This window comes from Pseudomonas sp. NFPP02 (assembly GCF_900119355.1).
GTDB lineage: Bacteria > Pseudomonadota > Gammaproteobacteria > Pseudomonadales > Pseudomonadaceae > Aquipseudomonas > Aquipseudomonas paracarnis.
The window spans coordinates 16,994-41,170 of the sequence record NZ_FPJI01000014.1 but is presented as its reverse complement, the minus strand read 5'-3'; the positions used below and the strand labels follow the sequence as shown (position 1 = coordinate 41,170).

General features: G+C 60.7%; 24 protein-coding genes and 1 pseudogene. 9 read left to right on the top strand and 16 right to left on the bottom strand.

All coding sequences use genetic code 11. The annotated features are described in order from the left end of the window. Window positions 1–13: 13 nt before the first annotated feature. Entirely contained in the window at window positions 14–2,080 is a 2,067-nt protein-coding gene (locus BT204_RS22295; protein ID WP_072448305.1) for a carbon starvation CstA family protein, read from the bottom strand. A gap of 174 nt (window positions 2,081–2,254) precedes the next feature. Between BT204_RS22295 and BT204_RS22290 the strand changes: the two genes are divergently transcribed. Then, the gene (locus tag BT204_RS22290; RefSeq protein ID WP_072448303.1) at window positions 2,255–2,623 is read left to right on the top strand and encodes a PilZ domain-containing protein; all 369 of its coding nucleotides are present in this window, start codon (window positions 2,255–2,257) and stop codon (window positions 2,621–2,623) included. Window positions 2,624–2,751: 128 nt separating this feature from the next. Here BT204_RS22290 and radA read toward each other — a convergent pair whose 3' ends face one another. From radA to katB, 3 genes are read right to left on the bottom strand one after another with little or no spacing between them, the layout of a single operon-like run. Next, a complete protein-coding gene (radA, locus tag BT204_RS22285; protein WP_072448300.1) occupies window positions 2,752–4,119 on the bottom strand; it encodes a DNA repair protein RadA in 1,368 nt (455 codons plus the stop codon). A gap of 35 nt (window positions 4,120–4,154) precedes the next feature. Next, window positions 4,155–4,694 (bottom strand): ankyrin repeat domain-containing protein, encoded by a 540-nt coding sequence (locus tag BT204_RS22280; protein ID WP_072448298.1) that lies wholly within the window; start codon window positions 4,692–4,694, stop codon window positions 4,155–4,157. A gap of 57 nt (window positions 4,695–4,751) precedes the next feature. Continuing rightward, window positions 4,752–6,293, bottom strand: a complete 1,542-nt coding sequence (gene katB, locus BT204_RS22275; RefSeq protein ID WP_072448296.1) for a catalase KatB — start codon at window positions 6,291–6,293, stop codon at window positions 4,752–4,754. A 287-nt stretch (window positions 6,294–6,580) separates the two neighbouring features. Here katB and mscL point away from each other — a divergent pair, with 287 nt between their 5' ends. Further along, the gene (mscL, locus tag BT204_RS22270) at window positions 6,581–6,997 is read left to right on the top strand and encodes a large-conductance mechanosensitive channel protein MscL (RefSeq protein ID WP_014720019.1); all 417 of its coding nucleotides are present in this window, start codon (window positions 6,581–6,583) and stop codon (window positions 6,995–6,997) included. Between the two features lie 41 nt (window positions 6,998–7,038). On the opposite strand, the gene BT204_RS22265 is transcribed toward mscL, so the two are convergent. Next, entirely contained in the window at window positions 7,039–7,815 is a 777-nt protein-coding gene (locus BT204_RS22265; RefSeq protein ID WP_019818025.1) for a ferredoxin--NADP reductase, read from the bottom strand. 447 nt (window positions 7,816–8,262) lie between these two features. On the opposite strand from BT204_RS22265, the gene BT204_RS22260 reads away from it, so the two are divergent. Together BT204_RS22260 and BT204_RS22255 are read left to right on the top strand one after the other, a co-directional pair. Next, complete coding sequence (locus tag BT204_RS22260) at window positions 8,263–8,973, top strand: helix-turn-helix transcriptional regulator (protein ID WP_054896158.1); 711 nt, start codon at window positions 8,263–8,265, stop codon at window positions 8,971–8,973. Between the two features lie 140 nt (window positions 8,974–9,113). Beyond that, on the top strand, window positions 9,114–10,238 hold the full coding sequence (locus BT204_RS22255; protein WP_057975522.1) for a methyltransferase: 1,125 nt from the start codon (window positions 9,114–9,116) through the stop codon (window positions 10,236–10,238). 12 nt (window positions 10,239–10,250) lie between these two features. Here the strand turns inward: BT204_RS22255 and BT204_RS28215 are convergent. The 4 genes and pseudogenes from BT204_RS28215 to BT204_RS22240 form a co-directional block, all read right to left on the bottom strand. Beyond that, window positions 10,251–10,340 (bottom strand): annotated as a pseudogene (locus BT204_RS28215) (outer membrane lipoprotein carrier protein LolA); the annotation flags it as partial. Window positions 10,341–10,356: 16 nt separating this feature from the next. Continuing rightward, window positions 10,357–10,521: a DUF2474 domain-containing protein gene (locus BT204_RS22250; protein ID WP_003194328.1), complete on the bottom strand. Its 165-nt coding sequence runs from the start codon at window positions 10,519–10,521 to the stop codon at window positions 10,357–10,359. Window positions 10,522–10,533: 12 nt separating this feature from the next. Beyond that, entirely contained in the window at window positions 10,534–11,541 is a 1,008-nt protein-coding gene (gene cydB / locus BT204_RS22245; RefSeq protein WP_034126946.1) for a cytochrome d ubiquinol oxidase subunit II, read from the bottom strand. Between the two features lies 1 nt (window position 11,542). After that, window positions 11,543–12,982 (bottom strand): cytochrome ubiquinol oxidase subunit I, encoded by a 1,440-nt coding sequence (locus BT204_RS22240; RefSeq protein WP_014720025.1) that lies wholly within the window; start codon window positions 12,980–12,982, stop codon window positions 11,543–11,545. A 317-nt stretch (window positions 12,983–13,299) separates the two neighbouring features. Here BT204_RS22240 and BT204_RS22235 point away from each other — a divergent pair, with 317 nt between their 5' ends. Continuing rightward, on the top strand, window positions 13,300–14,538 hold the full coding sequence (locus BT204_RS22235) for an MFS transporter (RefSeq protein WP_072448294.1): 1,239 nt from the start codon (window positions 13,300–13,302) through the stop codon (window positions 14,536–14,538). A 136-nt stretch (window positions 14,539–14,674) separates the two neighbouring features. Here the strand turns inward: BT204_RS22235 and BT204_RS22230 are convergent, their stop codons facing one another. From BT204_RS22230 to BT204_RS22215, 4 genes are all read right to left on the bottom strand, one after another. Continuing rightward, the gene (locus BT204_RS22230) at window positions 14,675–16,858 is read right to left on the bottom strand and encodes a xanthine dehydrogenase family protein molybdopterin-binding subunit (RefSeq protein ID WP_072448293.1); all 2,184 of its coding nucleotides are present in this window, start codon (window positions 16,856–16,858) and stop codon (window positions 14,675–14,677) included. Beyond that, entirely contained in the window at window positions 16,855–17,844 is a 990-nt protein-coding gene (locus BT204_RS22225) for an FAD binding domain-containing protein (RefSeq protein ID WP_020301733.1), read from the bottom strand. The genes BT204_RS22230 and BT204_RS22225 overlap by 4 nt, the downstream gene beginning before the upstream one ends. Continuing rightward, complete coding sequence (locus BT204_RS22220) at window positions 17,841–18,365, bottom strand: (2Fe-2S)-binding protein (protein ID WP_034126942.1); 525 nt, start codon at window positions 18,363–18,365, stop codon at window positions 17,841–17,843. The genes BT204_RS22225 and BT204_RS22220 overlap by 4 nt, the downstream gene beginning before the upstream one ends. 96 nt (window positions 18,366–18,461) lie before the next feature. Next, the gene (locus tag BT204_RS22215) at window positions 18,462–18,908 is read right to left on the bottom strand and encodes a DUF4879 domain-containing protein (RefSeq protein WP_034127050.1); all 447 of its coding nucleotides are present in this window, start codon (window positions 18,906–18,908) and stop codon (window positions 18,462–18,464) included. 188 nt (window positions 18,909–19,096) lie between these two features. Here BT204_RS22215 and BT204_RS22210 point away from each other — a divergent pair, with 188 nt between their 5' ends. Together BT204_RS22210 and trmA are read left to right on the top strand one after the other, a co-directional pair. Further along, window positions 19,097–20,392: an NCS2 family permease gene (locus BT204_RS22210; protein WP_003194342.1), complete on the top strand. Its 1,296-nt coding sequence runs from the start codon at window positions 19,097–19,099 to the stop codon at window positions 20,390–20,392. After that, window positions 20,389–21,468, top strand: coding sequence for a tRNA (uridine(54)-C5)-methyltransferase TrmA (gene trmA, locus BT204_RS22205; RefSeq protein WP_072448292.1), 1,080 nt, complete (start codon window positions 20,389–20,391; stop codon window positions 21,466–21,468). Before BT204_RS22210 ends, trmA begins: the two co-directional genes overlap by 4 nt. A 114-nt stretch (window positions 21,469–21,582) precedes the next feature. Here the strand turns inward: trmA and BT204_RS22200 are convergent, their stop codons facing one another. The 3 genes from BT204_RS22200 to BT204_RS27665 are packed head-to-tail and all read right to left on the bottom strand — an operon-like array spanning window position 21,583 to window position 22,784. Further along, the gene (locus tag BT204_RS22200; RefSeq protein WP_034126939.1) at window positions 21,583–22,047 is read right to left on the bottom strand and encodes a DUF2442 domain-containing protein; all 465 of its coding nucleotides are present in this window, start codon (window positions 22,045–22,047) and stop codon (window positions 21,583–21,585) included. After that, window positions 22,044–22,472, bottom strand: coding sequence for a DUF4160 domain-containing protein (locus tag BT204_RS22195; protein WP_054896163.1), 429 nt, complete (start codon window positions 22,470–22,472; stop codon window positions 22,044–22,046). The genes BT204_RS22200 and BT204_RS22195 overlap by 4 nt, the downstream gene beginning before the upstream one ends. A gap of 18 nt (window positions 22,473–22,490) precedes the next feature. Continuing rightward, complete coding sequence (locus BT204_RS27665) at window positions 22,491–22,784, bottom strand: hypothetical protein (protein ID WP_139271534.1); 294 nt, start codon at window positions 22,782–22,784, stop codon at window positions 22,491–22,493. 39 nt (window positions 22,785–22,823) lie between these two features. Between BT204_RS27665 and aroQ the strand changes: the two genes are divergently transcribed. Continuing rightward, complete coding sequence (aroQ, locus tag BT204_RS22190; protein WP_019818037.1) at window positions 22,824–23,270, top strand: type II 3-dehydroquinate dehydratase; 447 nt, start codon at window positions 22,824–22,826, stop codon at window positions 23,268–23,270. After that, the gene (locus BT204_RS22185) at window positions 23,267–24,118 is read left to right on the top strand and encodes a shikimate dehydrogenase (RefSeq protein ID WP_175550981.1); all 852 of its coding nucleotides are present in this window, start codon (window positions 23,267–23,269) and stop codon (window positions 24,116–24,118) included. The genes aroQ and BT204_RS22185 overlap by 4 nt, the downstream gene beginning before the upstream one ends. The last annotated feature ends 59 nt before the right edge of the window (window positions 24,119–24,177 follow it).

The window sequence follows — 24,177 nt, the reverse complement described above, 5'->3', positions numbered from 1 at the left end:
TCTGCAATCCTCGTTATGCGTCCGGTACAGCCTGGAACGGGGCTTCTTTATCCGTACGCTCTTTGTTGCCCCAGGCGGCGACGCCGACTTTGAGCGCATAGAACAGGATGCTGAACACCACGAACAGGAACAGCGCCGTCAGCGTTGCGTTGGTGTAGGCGTTCCAGATCACGTGTTGCATCTGGTCGATGCTCTTGGCCGGGGCGAGGATCTGGCCGTTAGCCAGGGCATCGCTGTATTTCTTGGCCAGCGACAGGAAGCCGATCGCCGGGTTGGCGTCGAACAGCTTGATGAAGCCTGCGGTGGTGGTGCAGATCAGCAGCCAGACAGCCGGCAACATGGTCACCCAAATGTAGCGCTGACGCTTCATTTTGATCAGCACAACGGTCGCCAGCATCAGCGCGATACCGGCCAGCATCTGGTTGGAGATACCGAACAGCGGCCACAAGGTATTGATGCCACCCAGCGGGTCGATCACGCCCTGGTACAGCAAGTAACCCCACATCGCCACGCAGCCTGCGGTAGCAATCAGGTTGGCAGTCCACGACTCGGTGCGTTTGAGCGCAGGCACGAAGGAACCGAGCAGGTCTTGCAGCATGAAACGACCGGCGCGGGTACCGGCATCCACTGCCGTAAGGATGAACAGCGCTTCGAACAGGATCGCAAAGTGGTACCAGAACGCCATGGTGTTTTCACCCGGCAGCACGCTGTGCAGGATCTGCGCGATACCTACCGCCAAAGTCGGTGCACCGCCGGCACGGGCCAGGATGGTGGATTCGCCGATATCGTGGGCCACTGCAGAGAGCGCCTCAGGCGTAATGGCAAAGCCCCAGCTGCTGACGGTTTGCGCCACGGTGACCACGTCGGTGCCGACAATGGCAGCCGGGCTGTTCATGGCGAAGTACACGCCAGGCTCGATCACCGAAGCAGCAACCATCGCCATGATGGCCACGAACGACTCCATCAGCATACCGCCGTAACCGATGTAACGGGCGTGGCTTTCACTGGCCAGCAGCTTGGGCGTGGTGCCCGAGGAGATCAGCGCATGGAAGCCCGAGACCGCGCCACAGGCAATGGTGATGAACAGGAACGGGAACAGGCCGCCCTTCCACACCGGGCCGGTGCCGTCGATGAACTGGGTGAGTGCCGGCATTTTCAGGTCAGGCATGGTGACCAGGATGCCAATCGCCAGGGCGATGATGGTGCCGATTTTCAGGAACGTCGACAGGTAGTCGCGGGGCGCCAGGATCAGCCACACCGGCAGCACAGCAGCCACGAAGCCGTAGCCGATCAGCATCCAGGTGATCTGGATACCGGTGAAGGTGAACGCCTTGGCCCACTCTGGATCAGCGGCAATCTGCCCGCCCAGCCAGATCGAACCCAGCAGCAACAGCACGCCGATGATCGAGATTTCCCCGATGCGGCCCGGGCGGATGTAGCGCATGTAGATGCCCATGAACATCGCGATCGGGATGGTCGCCATCACCGTGAAGATGCCCCATGGGCTCTCGGCCAGGGCCTTGACCACGATCAGCGCCAGCACCGCGAGGATGATGATCATGATCAGGAAGCAGCCGAACAGCGCGATGGTCCCCGGAATGCGGCCCATCTCTTCGCGAACCATGTCCCCCAGGGAACGGCCGTTGCGACGAGTGGACAGGAACAGGACCATGAAGTCTTGCACCGCACCGGCCAGCACCACCCCGGCAATCAGCCAGAGGGTACCGGGCAGATAGCCCATTTGCGCCGCCAGCACCGGGCCGACCAACGGGCCTGCACCGGCAATCGCCGCAAAGTGGTGACCGAAAAGAATGTGTTTGTTGGTTGGTACGTAGTCCAGACCATCGTTGTTGACCACCGCAGGGGTTGCCCGCCGTGGATCGAGTTGCATCACGTTGTTGGCGATGAACAGACTGTAGTAACGGTACGCAACCAGGTAGATGGCCACAGCAGCGACCACAATCCACAAGGCGTTGATCGCCTCGCCGCGGCGCAAGGCCACTACGCCCAGGGCGCACGCTCCTACAATTGCCAGCACCAGCCAGGGTAAGTGGCGTAGCAGGCTATTATTATTTTTCATTTTTATATTCCAGCCAGGGTGGACAGAAAGGACAGCCAGCCCGAGTTTAGCGCTACTGGCCTCAAAGACCAGCCCCCTACGTTGGTCTAGAGCCTTCAACCGCTAAAAAAAGCCGAAATAAACGCCCCTTGATGGCCCCGGGCTACACTCCTCCCATTCACAGAGGGCTTTACCATGACCGAGCATGCGTCCGAACGTCGCCGTTTTCGCCGGATCGCCTTTGATGCCACGGCCGAACTTCGGCAAAACGGCAGCGAATGGCCGGTCAAACTGGTGGATTTATCACTCAAGGGATTGCTGGTGGAACGGCCTGACAACTGGAAGGGAAATAAAGCGCTGCCCTTTGACGTCGACATACGCCTGGACCAGAAGACGCATATAAAGATGCAAGCGCGGCTGACCCATGAAGAGCAGGGTCAATTGGGCTTTGTGTGCAAACACATTGATCTGGATTCGATCAGCCATTTGCGTAGGTTCGTTGAGTTGAACCTGGGTGATGAGCAAGAACTGGAGCGCGAGCTGGGCGCACTGCTGGAGTTCTAGCCGCCAACATGAATCAAGGGTGGGAGCTGGCTTGCCTGCGATGGCGGTGTATCAGACAAGGATGGGTGAGCTGACCCGCCGCTATCGCAGGCAAGCCAGCTCCCACAGGGGTTCAGCAGTGTTGCGGATTATTCGAACAGGGCATCCAGCGCCTGCTCCAGCCGCGTCACAGCAATGATCTGCAACCCTGGCGGCGCCTCCTTCGGCGCATTGCCCTTGGGCACAATCGCCCGTTTGAAGCCATGCTTGGCCGCCTCTTTCAACCGCTCCTGCCCACTCGGCACCGGGCGCACTTCGCCCGACAAACCCACCTCGCCAAACACCAGCAAGTCATGGGGCAACGGCCGATTACGCAGGCTGGACATCACCGCCGCCATCAGCGCCAGGTCGGACGCAGTCTCCAGCACCTTGACCCCGCCCACCACGTTAAGGAACACATCCTGATCGTGGGTCGGAATGCCGCCATGCCGGTGCAGCACCGCCAGCAACATCGCCAGGCGGTTCTGGTCCAGGCCCAATGTGACCCGTCGTGGGTTGGCCAAATGGCTGTCATCCACCAGCGCCTGGACTTCCACCAGCATCGGCCGGGTGCCTTCCCACGTCGCCATTACCACACTGCCCGGGACTTCTTCCTGAGCGCGGGTGAGAAAAATCGCCGAGGGGTTCGAGACTTCTTTCAGCCCCCGATCGGTCATGGCGAACACGCCCAGTTCGTTGACGGCGCCAAAACGGTTCTTCACCGCCCGCAGCAGGCGCAGGCGACCGTCGGATTCCCCTTCGAAATACAGCACGGTGTCGACCATGTGTTCCAACACCCGTGGCCCGGCCAGTGCGCCTTCTTTGGTCACGTGGCCGACCAGGAAGATCGCCGTGCCGCTCTGCTTGGCGTAACGCACCAACAGCGCCGCGCTTTCGCGCACCTGGGACACGCCGCCGGGTGCCGATTGCAGTTGTTCGGTGAAAATCGTCTGGATCGAGTCAATGACCATGACTTTGGGCTTTTCGATGCGCGCCGTGGCGATGATGCTTTCGATGCAGGTTTCGGTCATGACCCGCAGTTGGTCCTGGGGCAAGCCCAGGCGCCGGGCGCGCATGGCCACTTGCTGCTGGGACTCTTCGCCGGTGACATACAGCGCTGGCATGCGGCTGGCGATGCTGCACAGGGTTTGCAGCAGGATCGTGGACTTGCCGATGCCCGGGTCACCGCCGATCAGCACCACCGAGCCGTCCACCAGACCACCGCCCAAGACCCGGTCCAGCTCGCCGGAGGCGGTGGAAAAGCGCGGGATCTCTTCGACGCTGACTTCGGCCAGGGTCTTGATCTGCGCCTGTTGCCCGGTCCAGCCGGTACGGCCGGTGGGGGCCGCGGCACCGCCACTCTCGATCATGGTTTCAGTCAGCGTGTTCCACGCGCCGCATTCAGAGCACTGGCCCGCCCATTTGGGAAAGGTCGCGCCGCACTCTGTGCAGCCGTACATGCGCTTGGCCTTTGCCATGTGAGAACCTCCAACCGAAAAACCGCGATGATAGCTCAGCGCGACGCTGGGGTCCGGATTTCGCCCTTGGCTAAACGTGAAGCACTGTTACCCACGGGGTCCTCGGCGTTCAGGTCTGCGCCTTTGGCTTGCAGCGCCCCCAACAATTCGACGCGCTTGAACAACCCGGCGTACATGGCGGCGGTCTGCCCTGCGCCGTTGCGCTGGTCAGGGTTGCAGTCGGTGGCCAACAGGCGCTGGGCGATTTTCAGCTCGCCTTTGAAGATGGCGCCCATCAACGCCGTGTTACCGCGTTTATCCTGGACGCAGGCGTCGGCGCCGGCATCGAGCAGACGCTCCACATACGGGCCCTGGCCGTGATAAGCAGCCAGGATCAACGCGGTGTAGCCCTTGTCATCCTGGGCATTGAGGCCGTAGCCGGACTCTATGAAGGTGTTGAGCATGTCGAGGTCGCCACGACGGGCGGCGTCGAAATAGTAATCCTGCAACTGCGCCTTGAGCGCCACCGGGTCAGGGGACTCGGCATGGGAAGCGAAGGCCAGCATGGCCATCAGTAAACCGATAGAGATGCGCATAGGGTGTTCTCCTGCCAAAGGTCGACGCCCGTGAAGGCGCCGACCGCAACCAACGAATCAGTCAGTCAGTTTTTCCGCCAGCGCCTTTACGCGAGTCAGATCGCCCTTGGCGACCTTGGCCACGCCGGTGCCGTATTCCGGATCCGCCTTGTAGAGGAACGACAGGATGATGTGCTTGCTCTCGTCATCGGTGGTGGCCAATGAGCCGCCAAAGTTGTTGATGAGGTCTTCGCGCTCTTTCTTGGTGTAGGAGCGGTACAGGTCACCGGCCTGCTTGAAGTTCTGCTCACGTTGAATCTTGGCCTGCTGGGTGCTGCCCGACAGCGGCGACTGGCTGTAGCGTGCGGTTTGCGGCTCTTCCCGCGGCAACAGGCGACTTGGCTGGTAGTTGACGCCGGTGGTGGTCTTGCCGACGTTCATCGCGCCGTCCTGGTTGCCGTTGTTGACGGTGACCCGTGGAGCGTTGATCGGCAACTGCAGGGCGTTCGCGCCCAGGCGGTACATTTGCGTATCGGCGTAGGAGAACACGCGCCCCTGCAGCAGGCGGTCTTCCGACGGCTCGATACCCGGTACCAGGTTGGCCGGGGCCATCGCGACTTGCTCGGTTTCCTGGAACACATTGGCCGGGTTGCGGTTCAGCACCATTTGCCCGACTTTGCGCTCGGGCACATTCGGCCAGATCTTGGTGGCATCCAGTGGGTCGAAATCAAACTTGGCCAGGTCTTCAGGCTTGAGCACCTGCACATACAGGTCCCACTTAGGGAAGTCGCCTTTGTTGATGTGCGTGACCAGATCATTGGTCATATGGCTGTAATCACGCCCTTGCACCTCGGTAACTTGCTTGGGATCAAGATTCTTGATGCCCTGCAGGCTCTTCCAATGGAACTTGACGTAGTGCACTTCACCTTTAGTGTTAATCAACTTGTAGGCATGTACGCCATTACCGTCCATTTCGCGGTAACTGGCTGGGGTGCCGGAGTCCGAGTACAACTCGGTCAGTGTACGAGTGGACTCTGGAACATGGGAGAAGAAGTCGAAACGGCGCGAGTCATCGTCCAGGTTAGTGCGCGGGTCCGGTTTAAAGGCATGGACCATGTCCGGGAACTTGATGGCATCGCGAATAAAGAACGTGGGGAAGTTATTACCGACCAGGTCCCAGTTACCTTCGGCGGTATAGAACTTGGTGGCGAAGCCCCGTGGGTCCCGCAGGGTTTCCGGGGAGTGGTTGCCATGCACCACCGCCGAGAAGCGCACGAACACCGGCGTGGTTTCACCGGCGGCGAACACCTTGGCCTTGGTCAGGTCGCTGAGGTTGTCGGTCACGGTGAAGGTGCCATGGGCGCCCGTGCCGCGCGCGTGCACCACGCGCTCCGGGATGCGTTCGCGGTCGAAGCGCTGCAGCTTCTGGATCAGTTGCACATCCTGCAGCAACACCGGGCCATTTGCGCCGGCGGTCTGGGAGTTCTGGTTATCACCGACGTTGGCCCCGTTATCGCGGGTCAGGTTGGCGGCTTGCACAGAGAGGGAAAGCAGGCTGGCGGTCACCAGTGCCAGCGCGTGGCGCGCCGACACGGGCCTGCGGCTGATTGGAGTATTCATCGAGGTTTCCTCTGGTTTTTTTAATGCACATTCAGTTGTGCTTGCCAGAGGCTAGTGACCTGCGAGTCAGAAGATAAATAGAAAAACACCACAGACCCGATTAAGAAAAAAATCTGGTAACCCGCTGAAATAGCGGCTAATTCGCGCGCGATTGATGGCACTTTGCAAACTATTTGCGATTTGATGTGTCGATAAAAACCGACAGTGTTAACAGTTGTGTCGAGCAAGCGCTGTTCGACTGAATTACACTGACCTCCACCCTCCTCAACTGTAACAAGGAATAACCTATGGGCGTGATCAGTGAGTTCAAGGCCTTCGCGGTCAAAGGTAATGTGGTCGACATGGCCGTCGGTATCATCATCGGTGCTGCCTTCGGCAAGATTGTTTCCTCATTTGTAGGCGACGTGATAATGCCTCCCATCGGCCTGCTGATCGGTGGCGTGGACTTTGCCGATCTGGCCGTCACGCTCAAGGCAGCACAGGGTGATGTACCCGCTGTTGTGCTGGCCTACGGCAAGTTCATCCAGAGCATCATCGACTTTATAATCGTCGCGTTTGCAATCTTCATGGGTGTGAAGGCGATCAACCGTCTGAAGCGCGAAGAAGCCGTGGCCCCAAGCTTGCCGCCCACGCCAAGCAAGGAAGAAGTGCTGCTGGGCGAGATCCGCGATCTGCTCAAGGCACAGAACAACAAGCCGCTTTAACCTGCGGATGCAAAAAAGGCGCCTCGCAAGGCGCCTTTTTTCTACCAATAATTTTCTACCGCCACCTGCCCAGGTCGTCGGCTCAGGCTCAGTTGCATGTCCCGCTGCTTGAGCAACTGGCGCGTGTCATCGACCATCTGCGGGTTGCCGCAAATCAGTACGCGCGAATCCTGCGCCGTCAGCTCCACGCCGGCGGCCCGCTCCAATTCGCCATTTTCGATCAAGGCCGTAATACGCCCATTCAACGCGCCCGGATGCTGCTCGCGGGTGACGATGGGAATGTAGGTGAGCTTGTGGGCGTACTCGGCCAGGTACTCGCGCTCACCCAGCGTGTCGATCAGCGACTGGTAGGCCAGTTCCTTGGCTTCCCGGGCGCTGTACACCAGGATGATGCGCTCGAATTTTTCCCACACTTCGAAGTCCTGCAGGATCGACAGGAACGGCGCGACGCCCGTTCCGGTTCCCAGCAACCACAAGTCACGCCCGTCGACAAAGCGGTTGAGGGTCAGAAACCCGGTGGCCTGGCGCTCGACCAGCAAGGTATCGCCCACCTTCAGGCGGCTCAGTTCACTGGTGAACTCACCACCGGGGACCACGATGGAAAAGAAATCCAGATGCTCGTCAAACGGCGAAGACACGATGGAATAGGCACGCCAGACGGTGCTGCCATCCGCCTTGGTAACGCCCAGGCGCACGAACTGGCCGGCGGTAAAACGAAAACCGGCATCGCGGGTGGTGCGCAGGGTGAACAGGCTGGGGGTCAGCGACTGCACATCGAGCAGGGTCTGGCGGGTAAATTTCTCAGCACTGGCCGTCATGGGGGGCTCCGTTTTGCACAGGCCGTTAGTGTCCCTCAAAACAGACCGCGCAAACACTGATGATTGGTACTGGCTTTGCCGTCACTCAAGGTTCACGCGGCTGGCCTGCGCGTTTTTCAACCAAGTCCAGGGGTAAACCATGGGTTCACCACTAGCACTAACTATTTGGCTATTAACGCGCCCCGAATACCTCCCGAGATGAAACGGCACGTACAGCGACATCATTTTGATACTACTTTCAAGATATTAATAATATTGAAAAAAAGTAACTTGCCAAGCGCCCTTATACAAAACTTCAAGCCTTGTACAAAACCCGCCAACTAAACAAACCCTGGAAGTAAAATATTTTTCAAGCTCAGTTGTAGGACTTACCCTACACTTGTTTTCGAGCTGCAATGGGGGATCAGGACGTACCCAGGTCACATATACGCGCATGGAGAGTCACCGATGGTCAATTGGCATAATACCCGGCTGCCCAAGCTGGACGGCGAGAGTGAAATCACCAGTGTGTTTGAGATGGTGATAAACCACACTTATGAACTAGGTTTCGAATATTGCTCCTTTACCATGAGTTCCCAATCACAAAGCCCCCAAACAAAACCCATTCTGTTTAATAACTATCCAAATGAATGGCTTAGCATTTATAAACAAGCGCACTTCTTCGATGTAGACCCCGTTGTAACCCACTGTAAAACCTCGGTACTGCCTATTCTCTGGGAACAAAAAACCTTTGCCAACACCCCCAAGCTGTGGGAATTGGCCCAGTCATGCGGGGTGCATTTAGGCTGGACCCAAGCCGTGCATGACTTCCAGGGTGTATTCAGCATGCTGACCCTGGTTCGCAGCAAGGGCGAGGTCAGCCCTGAAGAGCTTTACGAAAAAGCCGGCCAGGTGTTGTGGCTTTGCCATGCGATGCATGCGGTCGTCGCGCAGAAGTACGCCGACGCCCCCGACATCAAAGCGCCCAGCAAATTGACTGCCCGGGAAACAGAAATCCTCAAGTGGTCGGCGATGGGCAAGACCGCCTCGGAGATTGCCGCGATTCTTTGCCTGTCCGAGCGCACCGTGGGGTTTCATATCAGCAGTACCTTCAAGAAACTGGGCGTGCATAACAAGATCCAGGCGGTGCTGCGCGCCGCTAAAGCCGGGCTGTTTTAGCCCACGTAAAACACCGCATGTCATCGCGTTGAAAAAAACGTAACATTTACGGCCAATTCTGAGTGTTGAGGGTGCGCTTTCCACGGTGGCCCCGCCGTTCACTCAGACGGTCCGTCGATTACCCAGAGCCTCGCCCCGCCATGCCCCTGCTTGACAGCCCTTTCGCCCAGCTCGACCTGATTCGTCAGCCAGAGCAACACAATGATCCGCTGCAAGCCTTCGATGCCGCCGACGAATACCTGCTCAGCCACCTCGCCGCGCAACAGCCCACTGCCGCCACCCGCGTGCTGGTGCTCAATGACAGCTTCGGCGCCCTGGCAGCCAGCCTTCAAGGCCAGGTGCAAGTGACCTCCAGCGGTGACTCGTTCCTCGCCGCTCAGGGCCTGGAGAAAAACCTGGTGCGCAACGGCAAGCCCTTTGATGCCGTGCCCTTCATACCGGCCAGCCAGCTCGCGACCGGGCCGTTCGATCGCGTGTTGATCCGCGTGCCGAAAACCCTGGCGTTGCTGGAAGAACAACTGATCCGCCTGCAAGGGCAACTGGCGCCCGGCGCCGAGGTGATCGCAGGTGCAATGATCAAGCATTTGCCACGGGCTGCGGGCGAATTGCTGGAGCGTTACATCGGGCCCATGCACGCCTCATTGGCGGTCAAAAAGGCGCGGTTGCTGATTGCCAGCGTCGAGCCGCGCCCTGCCGCGGTCTCGCCCTACCCGACCCGCTATACCCTGGATGCGCCGGTCATCGAGTTGTGTAACCACGCCAACGTCTTTTGCCGCGAAGGCCTGGACATCGGCACCCGTGCCTTCCTGCCGCACCTGCCAAAAAACCTGGGCAGTGCACGCGTGGCGGACCTGGGCTGCGGCAACGGCGTACTGGCGATTGCCAGCGCCCTGCAGAACCCCGACGCGCACTACACCTTGGTGGATGAGTCGTATATGGCAGTGCAATCGGCCGCCGAAAACTGGCAAGCCGCCTTGGGAGAGCGGGACGTCAGCGTACGTGCCGACGATGGCCTGGCCGGCCAGGAGGCGCAATCGCTGGAAGTGGTGCTGTGCAACCCACCGTTCCACCAACAACAAGTGGTGGGCGACTTCCTCGCCTGGCGCATGTTCCAGCAGGCACGCGAAGCGCTGGTGGTCGGTGGCGCCTTGTACATCGTCGGGAATCGTCACCTGGGCTACCACAGCAAGCTGGCGCGGTTGTTCCGTGGTGTCGAGCAAGTAGCGGCCACGCCCAAGTTCGTCATCCTCAAGGCGCGTAAATAAAAAAGCCCTGCTTATTGTAGGAGCGAGCTTGCTCGCGAAAAACCTGAGAACACCGCGGGGCGTCAGGCACCCCGCGTTATCGTTGACGTTTTTCGCGAGCAAGCTCGCTCCTACAGTGTCAATGCGTGCTCAGGCCTGCCGCATTCATGAACATGCGCATCAGGCTGGCCACCACGAACAGGGCCAGCACGCTGCCGGTCCAGATCATCGCCAGCCACCCCAGGCGCCGCCACAACGGCTGCTTCTCGGCCTGTTCAATCTCATGCAACGAAGGTTTTGACATGGTTCAACCCTCCTAGTGATAGCCGTCTTCGTGGGTGACCTTGCCGCGGAACACGTAGTAGCTCCAGAAGGTGTAGCCCAGGATAAACGGGATGATGAACAGCGTACCCACCAGCATGAAGCCCTGGCTTTGCGGCGGCGCGGCGGCATCCCAGATCGACACGGACGGCGGGATGATGTTCGGCCACAGGCTGATCCCCAGCCCGCTGTAGCCGAGGAAAATCAGCACCAGCGTCAACAGGAACGGCGTGTAGTGCGCATTACGTGCCACGGCGCGGATCAGCCCGTACATGGTGACCAGCACCAGGATCGGCACCGGCAGGAACCAGAACAGGTTCGGCAAGGTGAACCAGCGCGAGGCGATTTCCGGATGGGTCAGCGGCGTCCAGATGCTGACGATGCCGATCACCGCCAACACTACAAACGCCAAAGGCCGCGCCAGATTGTGCATCTGCTCCTGCAACTTGCCTTCGGTCTTCATGATCAGCCAGGTGCAGCCGAGCAAGGCATACGCCACGATCAGCGCCACGCCGCAGAACATCGTGAAGGGTGTGAGCCAGTCCAGTGAGCCGCCGGCGAACTGGCGATCCACCACCGGAATACCGTCGATAAAGGCGCCCAACGCCACCCCCTGGAAGAAGGTCGCCGCCAGCGAGCCGCCAATAAACGCCTTGTCCCACAGGTGACGCTTGTGGTCCTTGGCCTTGAAGCGGAACTCAAAGGCCACGCCGCGGAAGATCAGGCCGATCAGCATCAGGATCAGCGGCAGGTACAGCGCCGACAACACCACCGAATAGGCCAGCGGGAACGCGCCGAACAACGCCGCGCCCCCGAGTACCAGCCAGGTTTCGTTGCCGTCCCATACGGGCGCCACGGTGTTCATCATTACGTCACGGTCGACTTTGCCCGGAACAAACGGGAAAAGAATGCCGATCCCCAGGTCGAAGCCGTCCATGACCACGTACATCATGATGCCGAAGATGATGATCACGGCCCAGATCAGCGGAAGATCAATACCCATCTCAATTCCCCTTGTGCTGGATGTGGTCGTGGTCGTTATCACTGCCATCGTCGGCAGCAGACAACGGACGCGCGGGGGTGCGTTTCTGGCCGGGGCCACCATGGGCGGGCTCGGTACTGTCGTGGGTCACGGGGCCTTTGCGCACCAGGCGCATCATATAGCCCAGGCCCGCGCCGAACAGCGCGAAGTACACCACCACGAACAACACCAGGGTAATGGTCATCTGCGTCAGGCTATGCCCGGAGGAGGCATCCGCCGTGCGCATCAACCCGTAGACCACCCAGGGCTGGCGACCAATTTCGGTGGTGAACCAACCGGCAAGAATCGCAATCAGCCCAGACGGGCCCATCCACAGCGCCAGGTACAGGAACGGTTTGGACGTGTACATCTTGTCGCCCCGGCGCAGCCACAGGCTGAACAGACCGGTGAAGATCATCAGGAACCCCAGGCCGACCATGACCCGGAACGACCAGAACACAACGGTGGAGTTGGGGCGGTCTTCAGGTGGGAACTCCTTGAGCGCCGGCACCTGCTTGTCCAGGGAGTGAGTCAGGATCAGGCTGCCCAGGTACGGAATCTCGACCGCGTATTTGGTTTTCTCGGCTTTCATGTCCGGCCAACCGAACAAAATCAGCGGCGTGGGCTCGTTGCCGATATTTTCCCAGTGGCCTTCAATCGCGGCGATCTTGGCCGGTTGATGCTTGAGGGTATTGAGGCCGTGGAAGTCGCCGATCACCGCCTGGATGGGCGCAACGATCAGGGCCATCCACATCGCCATCGAGAGCATTTTGCGGATCGCCGGGTTGTCCTTGCCGCGCAGTAAATGCCAGGCCGCCGACGAGCCGACGAAGAACGCCGTGGCAACGAAAGCAGCCGTGGCCATGTGCATCAGGCGGTAGGGGAACGACGGGTTGAAGATCACCGCCAGCCAGTCGGTCGGTATTACGCGGCCATCGATGATTTCAAAGCCCTGGGGCGTCTGCATCCAGCTGTTAGAGGCAAGAATCCAGAACGTGGAGATCAACGTACCCACGGCCACCATCACCGTGGCGAAGAAGTGCAGCTTGCGCCCCACCTTGTTCCAGCCGAACAACATCACGCCCAGGAAACCGGCCTCGAGGAAGAAGGCCGTGAGCACTTCGTACGTCAGCAACGGCCCGGTGACGGCACCGGCGAAGTCCGAGAAGCGGCTCCAGTTGGTACCGAACTGGTACGCCATGACCAGGCCCGATACCACCCCCATGCCGAAGTTGACGGCAAAGATCTTCGACCAGAAATGGTAGAGGTCGCGGTAGGTGTCGTTGTGGGTCTTGAGCCACAAGCCCTCCAGCACCGCAAGGTAACTGGCCAGGCCGATGGTGATCGCCGGGAACAGGATGTGGAATGAGATGGTGAACGCGAATTGAATTCGGGCGAGATCTAGCGCCTCCAAACCGAACATAAGTCTTCCTCTGTCAGGTAATACCGGCTGCTGGCTGGGAGCCTGCACCCACTGCCCCCACGGATATGGAGTGTGGCGAATTTCAATTCGTTTCTTTTATTACCCATCGCGTGGGGAATCTGGCCTTGCGGCCGCCAGAACAATCCCGGGGCAGGTTTTGATCTGGATCAAGCATCGTTGAAAGAGTAGTCCCATTTTTGCTGTAGGACTGTGTGGTCTTTTGCCGCGTGACAGCTTGCCTCAGCCCTGTTCTTGCAACTATTTGTTACAGCTTGATGCTAATCTCGCCATTCCCCCGCTCCTGACCTGAATTTCCGATGCCCAGTGAACCTGCGTTGCTGCTACGTCACCACCGTCCTTTCATCGCGTTCTGGCTGGCGCGGATCTTTACCGCCAGCGGCTTCCAGATGCTCACCGTGGCAATCGGCTGGAACCTCTACCAACTGACCGGCAACGTGCTGGACCTGGGCCTGGTCGGCCTAGTGGAATTCGTGCCGCGCGTGCTGTTCATGCTGCACACCGGGCATGTGGCTGACCGCTATGAACGCCGCCGGGTCGCTGCCATCTGCCAGACCTTGCAGGCGCTGATCGCCTTGTCCCTGGCCATCGGCGGCCTGACCGGCAACGTGACCCGCGAGATGATCTTTATCCTCGCCTTCCTGCTGGGCGCCGCGCGATCGTTTGAAATGCCCACCACCCAGGCGCTCTTGCCCAGCATCGTGCCCAGCGCGCTGTTCCCCCGCGCTGTGGCCGCCTCGCAATCGGCCCAGCAACTGGCGACCATCGTCGCACCGGCCGTGGGCGGTTTGCTTTACGCGTTTGGCAGCGTGTGGGTGTACGGCCCCACCGTGGCGCTGTACCTGATCGCCTGCGTGCTGACACTTAACCTGCCCGCACGCCAGACTCCGCCGAACAAAGCCAAGGCCACCCTGGACTCGCTGCTGGCCGGCATACGCTTTATCCGCAGCCGCCCGGACATTCTTGGCGCCATCTCCCTGGACCTGTTTGCCGTGCTGCTGGGCGGCGCCACCGCGCTGTTACCGGTGTTCGCCAAGGACATCCTGCTGACCGGTGCCTGGGGCCTGGGCCTGCTGCGGTCGGCCCCGGCCGTGGGCGCATTGCTGATGTCACTGTGGCTGGCGCGGTTCTCAGTAGACCGCAAGGTGGGCCGCGTGATGTTCACCGCCGTCGGCGTGTTCGGGGTGGCAACCATCGCCTTCGGCCTGTCGACTTCGTTCTGGTTTTCACTGGCGGTGCTGGTGGTACTGGGCGCGGCAGACATGATCAGCATGGTGATCCGTGCATCGTTCGTGCAGTTGGAAACGCCAGATGAAATGCGCGGGCGAGTGAGTGCGGTCAATGGCCTGTTTATCGGTGCGTCCAATCAATTGGGCGAATTCGAATCCGGGATTACCGCCCACTGGTTTGGCACCGTGCCTGCGGTGGTGATGGGCGGGGTTGGCACCCTGGTGGTGACCGGGGTGTGGATCAAGCTGTTCCCGACCCTGGCCAACCGGGATCGCATGCATGTGCCGGTGGAAGAAACCAAGCCATAGGCTTCACCGCCATACCCTGTGGGAGCCGGGCTTGCCCGCGATAGCGGTGTATCAGGCAACTTTCTGGTGGCTGATACACCGCTATCGCAGGCAAGCCAGCTCCCACACTGGAACTTCATTGGTCTGACGGTTTGGGCTATAGCACCTTATCCAAGGTAATCGGAAACTCCCGAACCCGCTTGCCGGTGGCATGGTAAACCGCATTCGCCACCGCCGCCGCTACCCCGACAATGCCGATTTCCCCCACGCCCTTGGACCCGAGCGCATTGACGATCTCGTCGTGCTCTTCGACAAACAGCACGTCAATCTCGCCAATATCGGCGTTCACCGGGATGTGGTACTCGGCCAGGCTGTGGTTCATGTAACGCCCCAGCTCATGGTCGACCTGGGTCTCTTCATGCAGGGCCATGCCAATGCCCCACACCACGCCGCCAAGGATCTGGCTGCGGGCCATCTTGGGGTTGACCACGCGCCCCGCGGCAATGGCGCTGACCACACGGCTGACCCTGATGGTGCCCAGGTCTTCATCAACCCGCACCTCGACAAACACCGCCGAATGGGTCGCGCAGGCATAGCCCTGGCGCTTCTTGTCCGGCTCGCTGTCAACCTGTGCTTGCAGCACCTCCTCACCGCTGTCCTTGACCAGTTGCGCCAACGAAACACTCACATCACCGGCATGCAGTTGGCCCTCTTCAAACCGCACGGCTTCGGCGTCCTTGAACACCGGGTAGGTCTGCCGGGCGACCTGGAGCAACTTGGCATTCAGCGCTTCACAGGCTTGCTGCACCGCCGTACCCACCGAGGACACGGTAAACGAGCCGCCCTGCAACGGCGCCGTGGGCAACGACGAATCGCCCAGCACAAAACGCACGTCGGCCATGGCCACGCCGCTGGCCTGGGAGGCGATCTGGGTCATCACCGTGTAGGTGCCAGTGCCAATGTCGGTGGTGGCGCTGCTGACGGTGAGCTTGCCCTGCGCGTCGAGGCGCGCCTTGGCGCTGGCTTTCATCTGCATGGCCTCCCACACGCCGCCGGCCATGCCCCAGCCGATCAGTTGGCGGCCGTCACGCATGCTACGCGGTTCCGGGTTGCGTTGGTGCCAGCCGAAGCGTTCGGCGCCTTCGCTGTAGCACTCGCGCAGGGCCTTGCTCGACCAGGGTTTGTCTTCGTTCTGGTTACGTTCGGCGTAGTTGATCAGGCGCAATTGCACCGGGTCGATGGCCAGGGCACACGCCAGTTCGTCCATGGCGCACTCCAGGCCGAGCACGCCTAGTGCGGCGCCGGGGGCACGCATGTCCAGCGGGGTAAACACATCCAACGGCGCCAACTTGTACGTCAGTTGCACGTTGTCGCAGTGATAGAGCATGCCGCTCCACTCCACCACGTGCTCGCTGAAATCCTCAAAGCGCGACGTCTGGCCAATCGCGGTATGCCCCAACGCCAGCAAGCGACCATTGGCGGCGGCGCCCATCTGCAAACGCTGCAAGGTGCGCGGACGATAGCCGAAGGTGAACATCTGTTGGCGCGTCAGGGTGACGCGCACCGAGCGTTTGAGCGCCATGGCCGCCATCACCGCGAGCGGCAATTGGTATTGCGGGCGCAGGCCCGAACCGAAGGCGCCACCGACGAAAGCGGCGAAGATGCGCACCTGGCGCTTGTCCAGGCCGAAGACTTTTTGCACATAGGCCTGGCAGTTCTGCGGGCCCTGGGTCTTGTCGTGGATATGCAGAGTGCCATCGGACTGATACAGCACGGTGCTGGCGTGGGGTTCCATCGGGTTGTGATGCTCGATGGGCGTGCTGTAGTGCAGGTCCAGACTGATTGCGGCACCGGCCCATTCAGCTTCGAAGTTGCCTCGCGGTTCGGGCGGGGTCTGGGGCGACGGGTGCGCCGCCGCTTGCTGGGTGAGCAGGTCGGTTTCGAAGGTTTCGGGCGCGTAGTCGATCTGCACCAGCGAGCCGGCGTGCCGCGCCAGTTCGAGGTTATCGGCAATCACCAGGGCCAGGGGCTGGCCGCTGTAGAGCACGCGGTCGTTATACAGCGGACGAAAAGGCGAGCCATCGGCCGCATCGGCATCGGCGAACGCCTCGTCATAGCTGGCGATTTTCGGCCGGTTGAGGTGATGGATCACGTCCACTACACCGGGCAAGGCCAACGCCTTGGACGCATCGATGCTCAGCACCCGGCCTTTGGCGATAGTGCTCGACACCACGCTGCCATGCAGCAGGCCGTCCTCGGGAAACTCACCGGCATAGCGCGCTTGGCCGGTGACCTTGAGCAGACCGTCGACGCGGTCCAGGGGTTTGCCGATGGCGCTCATGGCTGTTCTCCTGCGACGGCGGCGTCGCTCAGGGCACGAATGATTGCTCGCCGCGCCAGCTTGACCTTGAAGCCGTTGTGTTCCAACGGTTCGGCGTCTTGCAGCAGGGCGTCGGCGGCGGCGCTGAAGGTTTCGCGGCTGACCGTGCGGCCAATCAGCAAGGCTTCCACTGCGCGGTCACGCCAAGGTTTATGCGCCACACCGCCCAAGGCCAGGCGGGCGTCGATGATTTCATCGCCGTCCAGTTCCAAGGCGGCGGCCACCGAAACCAAGGCAAAGGCATAGGAGGCACGGTCACGGATCTTCAGGTAATGGCTGTGGCGGGCCAGGTGATCGGCGGGCAGCTCAATGGCCGTGATCAGCTCATCGTCGGCCAATTGGTTGTCACGTTGCGGCGCATCGCCTGGCAAGCGATGGAAGTCGGCGAACTCGATCACCCGCGCACCGCCACGTCCCTCTACATGCACCCGCGCCGCAAGCGCCGCCAGGGCCACGCACATGTCCGATGGATGGGTGGCCACGCACTGTTCACTGGCGCCGAGGATCGCATGGATACGGTTCAAACCGTTGCGCGCCGGGCAGCCGCTGCCGGGCTGGCGCTTGTTGCACGGCACCGCGGCGTCGTAGAAGTAATAGCAACGGGTGCGCTGCAACAGGTTGCCGCCGGTACTGGCCATGTTGCGTAACTGCGGGGACGCCCCGGCGAGGATGGCCTGGGACAGCAACGGGTAACGCTGCTCAATGAGTGGGTGCCAGGCCAGGTCGGCGTTGCTCACCAGCGCACCGATACGCAGGCCACCCTCGGCGGTCTCTTGAATGTCGTGCAGCGGCAAGCCGGTGATGTCGATCAGGTGCTCGGGATGGCTGATGTTTTCCTTCATCAGGTCCAGCAGGTTGGTGCCACCGGCGATAAAGCGCGAGGCGGCGCTGCTCATCTGAACGGCCTGCTGCACATCGGTCGGCCTGCTGTAGTGGAAGGGATTCATGACTCACCTCCCTGGCGCCGGCAGGCCGGCAGCGCGTCTTCGATGGCATCGCGGATGTTGTTGTAGGCGCCGCAGCGGCACAGGTTGCCGCTCATCAATTCCTGGATCTGCGCACGGTCGTGGGCGCGGCCTTCATTGGCCAGGCCCACGGCAGAACAGATCTGGCCGGGGGTGCAATAGCCGCACTGGAAAGCGTCGTGCTGGATAAAGGCCTGTTGCATGGGATGCAGTTGGTCGCCGTCGGCCAGGCCTTCGATGGTGGTCAATTCGGCGCCGTCGCACATCACGGCCAGGGTCAGGCAGGCATTCACGCGTTTGCCGTCACGCAACACGGTGCAGGCGCCGCACTGGCCGTGGTCGCAGCCTTTTTTGCTGCCCACCAGGTCCAACTGTTCACGCAGCAAGTCCAGCAAGGTGGTCCAGGGCAACACGTTCAGTTGGCGATCCTGGCCGTTGAGTGTCAGGCGTATCGGGTGGGCGACGAACGGCTGGGCCGCCGCGCCATTGGGGGTCGCGCTCATAAACACCTCACGGGTTGGTGTACGTCCGCGGCGTTCAGAAAAATCGCCGTCTTAGGGGTACGACTTCCCGGGGTTTTGAGCGTTCAAGATGATTGATCAGCGGATATTGAGCTGGGCTTTCAGGGTGTTTTGCGGCGGGTTGATCGAGGTATTGGTGAATTCGAACCAGCCCTGGGCCTGGACGTTCAGGTCGAACACATAGATGTAGCCCATCAAGGTGCCCACGCCGTTGCACGCCTCACTGATGTTGCCGACCTGGCACACCGCTGTGCGTTGCCCATTCAACTCCGCGCCGTTGAAGCGGCCCATGGGGCTGTTGCCCAGGCCGACTTCCATCACCGAGACCTGGGTGGGCCCGCGGTGCTCGCACATCTGGGTGGTGTTGACCCGCTCCGGGATCGCTTCGCTGCAGTTGGCCGACTCCACCTTGAACACCCGCACCTCGCTCAAGGCCGGTGCAGCCGCGCCCCATGCCGGTGCCGCGCCCAGCCACAGGCTGATACTGGCGATCAGAGCTAGACTCCACGGGTTGGCTTTTTTCATGCTGTCGGTGACCGGCTGTTGAACGTCGGCGCAGTATGCCTCAAGCCCATGCGCCACACAGCCTCGGCTGCTGGTATGATGCGCCGCTTTTTCCGATCCTCTCTGAAACCACAAGCGTTTGGCGCAGTTTGTGCTTTGACTTAGAGGTCAACAAATCACGACGCACACTAGCGTCACAGGGAGCCGGCATGCTGGAAAAGCTGTTTCAACTCAAAGCCCACAACACCAATGTGCGCACCGAGATTCTCGCGGGGATCACCACCTTCCTGGCCATGGCCTACATCCTGTTCGTGAACCCGAGCATCCTCGGCGAGACCGGCATGGACAAGGGCGCGGTGTTTGTCGCCACCTGCCTGGCGGCGGCCATCGGTTCGACCGTGATGGGCCTGATCGCCAACTACCCGATTGCCCTGGCACCGGGCATGGGCCTCAACGCCTTCTTCACCTACACCGTGGTCCTGCACATGGGCCACACCTGGCAGGTGGCGCTGGGCGCGGTATTCATTTCGGCGGTGCTGTTTTTCCTGCTGTCGATCTTCCGCATTCGTGAGTGGATCATCAACGCCATCCCCCTGCCTCTGCGCTCGGCGATTGCCGCCGGCATCGGCCTGTTCCTGGCGCTGATCGCCCTGCATAACGCCGGTATCGTGGTGAGCAACCCGGCCACCATGGTGGGCCTGGGCGACCTGAAACAACCGGCGCCGATCCTGGCCACCCTGGGTTTCGTGCTGATCGTCGCGCTGGAAGCCCTGGCCGTACGCGGCGCGGTGCTGATCGGCATCCTGGCGGTGACAGTTGCCTCCATCGTCCTGGGTTTCACGCCTTTCATCGGTGTGACCTCGGTACCGCCGTCCCTGGCGCCGACCTTCCTGCAGCTGGATATCAAGGGCGCGCTGGACATCGGCCTGGTCAGCGTGATCTTCGCCTTCCTGTTCGTTGACCTGTTCGACAACTCCGGCACCCTGATCGGCGTCGCCAAGCGCGCCGGCCTGATGGGCAAGGACGGCCATATGCCGAAAATGGGCCGTGCACTGATCGCCGACAGTACCGCTGCCATGGCCGGTTCCCTGCTGGGCACCTCGACCACCACCAGCTACATCGAATCGGCTGCAGGCGTGAGCGCCGGTGGCCGTACCGGCTTGACCGCCATCGTGGTAGCGATCCTGTTTTTGCTGGCACTGTTCTTCTCGCCATTGGCCGCCAGCGTGCCGGCCTATGCCACCGCGCCAGCCTTGCTGTTTGTGGCGGTGCTGATGAGCCAAGGCCTGGCCGAAATCGACTGGGACGACATTACGGTGGCAGCGCCGGTGGTGATCACCGCCCTGGCGATGCCCTTCACTTACTCCATCGCCAACGGCATCGCCTTCGGTTTCATCGCCTGGACCGCCATCAAGCTGCTTTCGGGCCGCTACCGTGAGCTGAACCCGGCACTGGTGATCCTGTCGATCCTGTTCGTGATCAAGCTGGGCTGGTTCAACGCATGACTTTTGACGCCGCAAGCTACACCGCTCAACTGCAAGACAAGGTCACGCGCCTGCGTGACCTGCTGGCACCGTTCGACGCGCCCGAGCCGCAGGTCTTCGACTCGCCGCTGCAGCACTTCCGCCTGCGCGCGGAGTTCCGCCTGTGGCGCGAAGGCGGCGAGCGCCACTACGCGATGTTCTCCCAGGAGGACAAGCGCACGCCGATCCTCATCGAAGAATTCCCCATCGCCAGCCAGCGCATCAACCAGTTGATGCCGCAACTCAAGGCCGCCTGGCAAGCCAGCGCCGCCCTGAGCCACAAGCTGTTCCAGGTGGAGTTCCTCACCACCCTGGCCGGCGACGCGATGATCACCCTGTGCTATCACCGCCCGCTGGACGAACATTGGCACACCGCCGCGAACAAATTGGCCGCTGAGCTGAATGTGAGCATCATCGGCCGTTCCAAGGGCAAGCGCGATGTGATCGGTCACGACTACGTGGTGGAGAAACTCGACATCGGTGGGCGCACCTTCAGCTATCGCCAACCCGAAGGCGCGTTCACCCAGCCCAACGGCACGGTGAACCAGAAGATGCTCAACTGGGCCTACGAAGCGCTGGGCGATCGCCCGGACGATTTGTTGGAGCTGTACTGCGGCAACGGCAACTTCACCCTGCCGCTGGCGACCCGCGTGCGCAAGGTGCTGGCCACCGAGATCAGCAAGACCTCAGTGAATGCGGCCCTGAGCAACCTGGATGAAAATGGCGTGGAGAACGTCACCCTGGTGCGCCTCTCCGCCGAAGAACTCACCCAAGCCCTGAACGAAGTGCGCCCGTTCCGCCGCCTGCACGGCATCGACCTGAAAAGTTACGAGTTCGGTAGCGTCTTCGTCGACCCGCCCCGCGCTGGCATGGACCCGGACACCTGCGAGCTGACCCGGCGCTTCGACAACATCCTGTACATCTCCTGCAACCCGGAGACGCTGGCGGCGAACATCGCGCAACTGCACGACACGCACCGGATCTCCCAGTGTGCAATGTTTGACCAGTTCCCGTGGACGCACCATATGGAGTCGGGTGTGTTGCTGACCCGCCGATAAACCTGCGAGGTAGGAGCGAGCTTGCTCGCGAAAAACGTCAACGATAACGCGTGCTTCCTGGATAAACGCGGTGCCTGTGAGTTTTTCGCGAGCAAGCTCGCTCCTACTGTTTATTCAAGTGTCTGTTGTCTCTGGGGGCTGCGGTACTTCCTTGCGTGGCCGGCCACCCTTCTTGCCATTGGCCCGGGCCGCTGCGGTCTTGGCCGCGCTGCTTTTGCGACCATTGCGCGATGCCACCAGGCTGGTTGCCAGGTCCATCAGCGGCTGGCTTGTAGCGATCAACCCAGTGATCGAAACATCCAGATCCTGCGCTTCACAGCTAATCGCCTTGCCACCGAACGTCACTTCCAGTTGCTGGAAATCCTTCTCTGAAAACCCTTCGAACTCCGGCAGGCCAGCCACCGGCAACACAACGCGGCTGCCATCGCTGAAGCCAATGGAGAGGCAATCGTTTTCATAACGTACGTTACTGGCGTTGGCGTACAGGCGTTTCAACCTGCGTCCTCGGGCGATTGCCTTGTCAACGTCGGCTTCAGTGAGAGGTACATAAGGTGTGACTTTGGCTTTTATGATTTTCATAAATTAATCCCCACGCAATCTGGCGCTCTTACCAGATTCAAAATAGTCCGTTGCGCTATGACATCGTGCCTGGCGCTGGCGATGACATAGACGCCGTGTCGAATGACCAATCCTGGAACCAACTCACCAGCGTCCCAATTCCAGGAATGATTCTCCAGGCAAACCGTCTGCAGTTTTTCCCACCAGATCCTGCGTGCCCGCGCCAAGTAGTGCCGCTGCATGATCGCCACGCGTATCTCCTTCAGAAGTGCTGTGGGTGGCCGCCTCCGTTCAGGCTCTACATCCCACAACTCAACTTCCCCATCCAGGAAACTGAAACGAAACCGCGCATCCCATCCCTTGCCCCTGACATGCACATGGGGCGGGCAATGCTCATCCCTGATAAACACCGAAATGACATAGCCTTTGTAAGCACCTACTCTCATCGTAACCCATCCGTTAGGTTATTTTCCGTCAGGTAACAATTTCCCTCTGCACACCCGACAACCGGCTCCTATTCCCGAAGCTGATTCACAGATTAGTAACCACAAAAAACCGGCGAATGCCGGGTTGTAACCAGGGATGCCAACGACTGGAACGACCCGGCCAATGCTCGAAAGTCCTCCTCGTTCAGCAACCTCGCGCAATACTTCAACCGAATGCACATCAGCCAGTGATCCAGCAATTGCATTGATTAAACGTTCGATCACCGAACAGATCCGCAGCCATCCATTGACCAAATTAACCAACCAGTACATTTTGACTCCACAACCAATAAGAACTGTGGAGAAGCCTCTATGCCGCCCATCGTGCTGGTGCTCAACGGCCCCAATCTCAACCTGCTCGGCACCCGCGAGCCTGCCACTTATGGCCATGAAACCTTGGCCGACATTGCCGCCCTGTGTGGTCGCAGCGCCGACAAGCTCGGGCTGAAGATCGAGTTTCGCCAGACCAACCACGAGGGCGAATTGCTCGACTGGATCCACGGCGCCCGCAACCGCTGCGCGGGTATTGTGATCAACCCGGCGGCCTGGACTCACACTTCGGTCGCGATCCGCGATGCCCTGGTGGCCAGTGAAGTGCCGGTGATCGAAGTGCATTTATCCAACGTGCATGCCCGTGAAGCCTTTCGTCATCACTCGTTTGTGTCACCGATCGCCCAGGCCGTGCTGGCCGGGTTTGGCAGCCATGGCTACCACCTGGCACTGGAACATTTCAGCCTGACGCTGAAGGGACGCACCTGATGAAACCACGCATTCTCGCGGGCCTGATCGGCGCCGGCATCCAGGCCTCACGCACACCGGCACTGCATGAGCAGGAAGGCGACGCCCAGGGCTTGCGCTACCTGTATCGCCTGATCGACCTGGAGCCGCTGCACCTGGACCTCAACGCCCTGCCGGAATTACTACGGGCCGCCGAGCTGATGCACTTCACCGGTTTGAACATTACTTACCCGTGCAAGCAGGCGATTCTGCCGTTGCTCGATGAGCTCTCCGATGAGGCCAGGGGTATTGGTGCGGTCAACACCGTGGTGTTCAAGGGCGGCAAACGCATCGGTCATAACACCGACTGCCTGGGGTTCGCCGAAGGTTTTCGGCGCAACTTGCACAACGTACCGTGCCAACGCGTGGTGCAGATGGGCGCCGGTGGTGCGGGCGCGGCAGTGGCCCATGCACTGTTGGCAGAAGGCGTGGAGCACTTGAGCATCTTCGATGTCGACCGCACTCGCGCCCAGAACCTTGCGGATAGCCTTGCCCAGCAGTTCGGCGTCGGTCGCGCTCAGGTCGGCAGCCACTTGGAAAGCGCCATGGCCGAGGCCGATGGCCTGGTGAACACCACGCCGATGGGCATGGCCAAGCTGCCCGGCACGCCTGTGCCTGCGGCGTTGTTGCGGGCTGAATTGTGGGTGGCGGAAATTGTGTACTTCCCGCTGGAAACCCAACTGCTGCGCGACGCGCGCGCCTTGGGTTGCCGTACCCTGGATGGCGGCAATATGGCGGTGTTTCAGGCGGTGAAGGCGTTTGAGTTGTTCAGCGGCGAAGTGGCGGATGCAGACAGGATGCTGGCGCACTTCCAGAGCATGAATATCTAGGGATGCAACCCCATCATGACAGCAGACGCAGAGCGTCCATGTCGGCATTCCCACGCAGA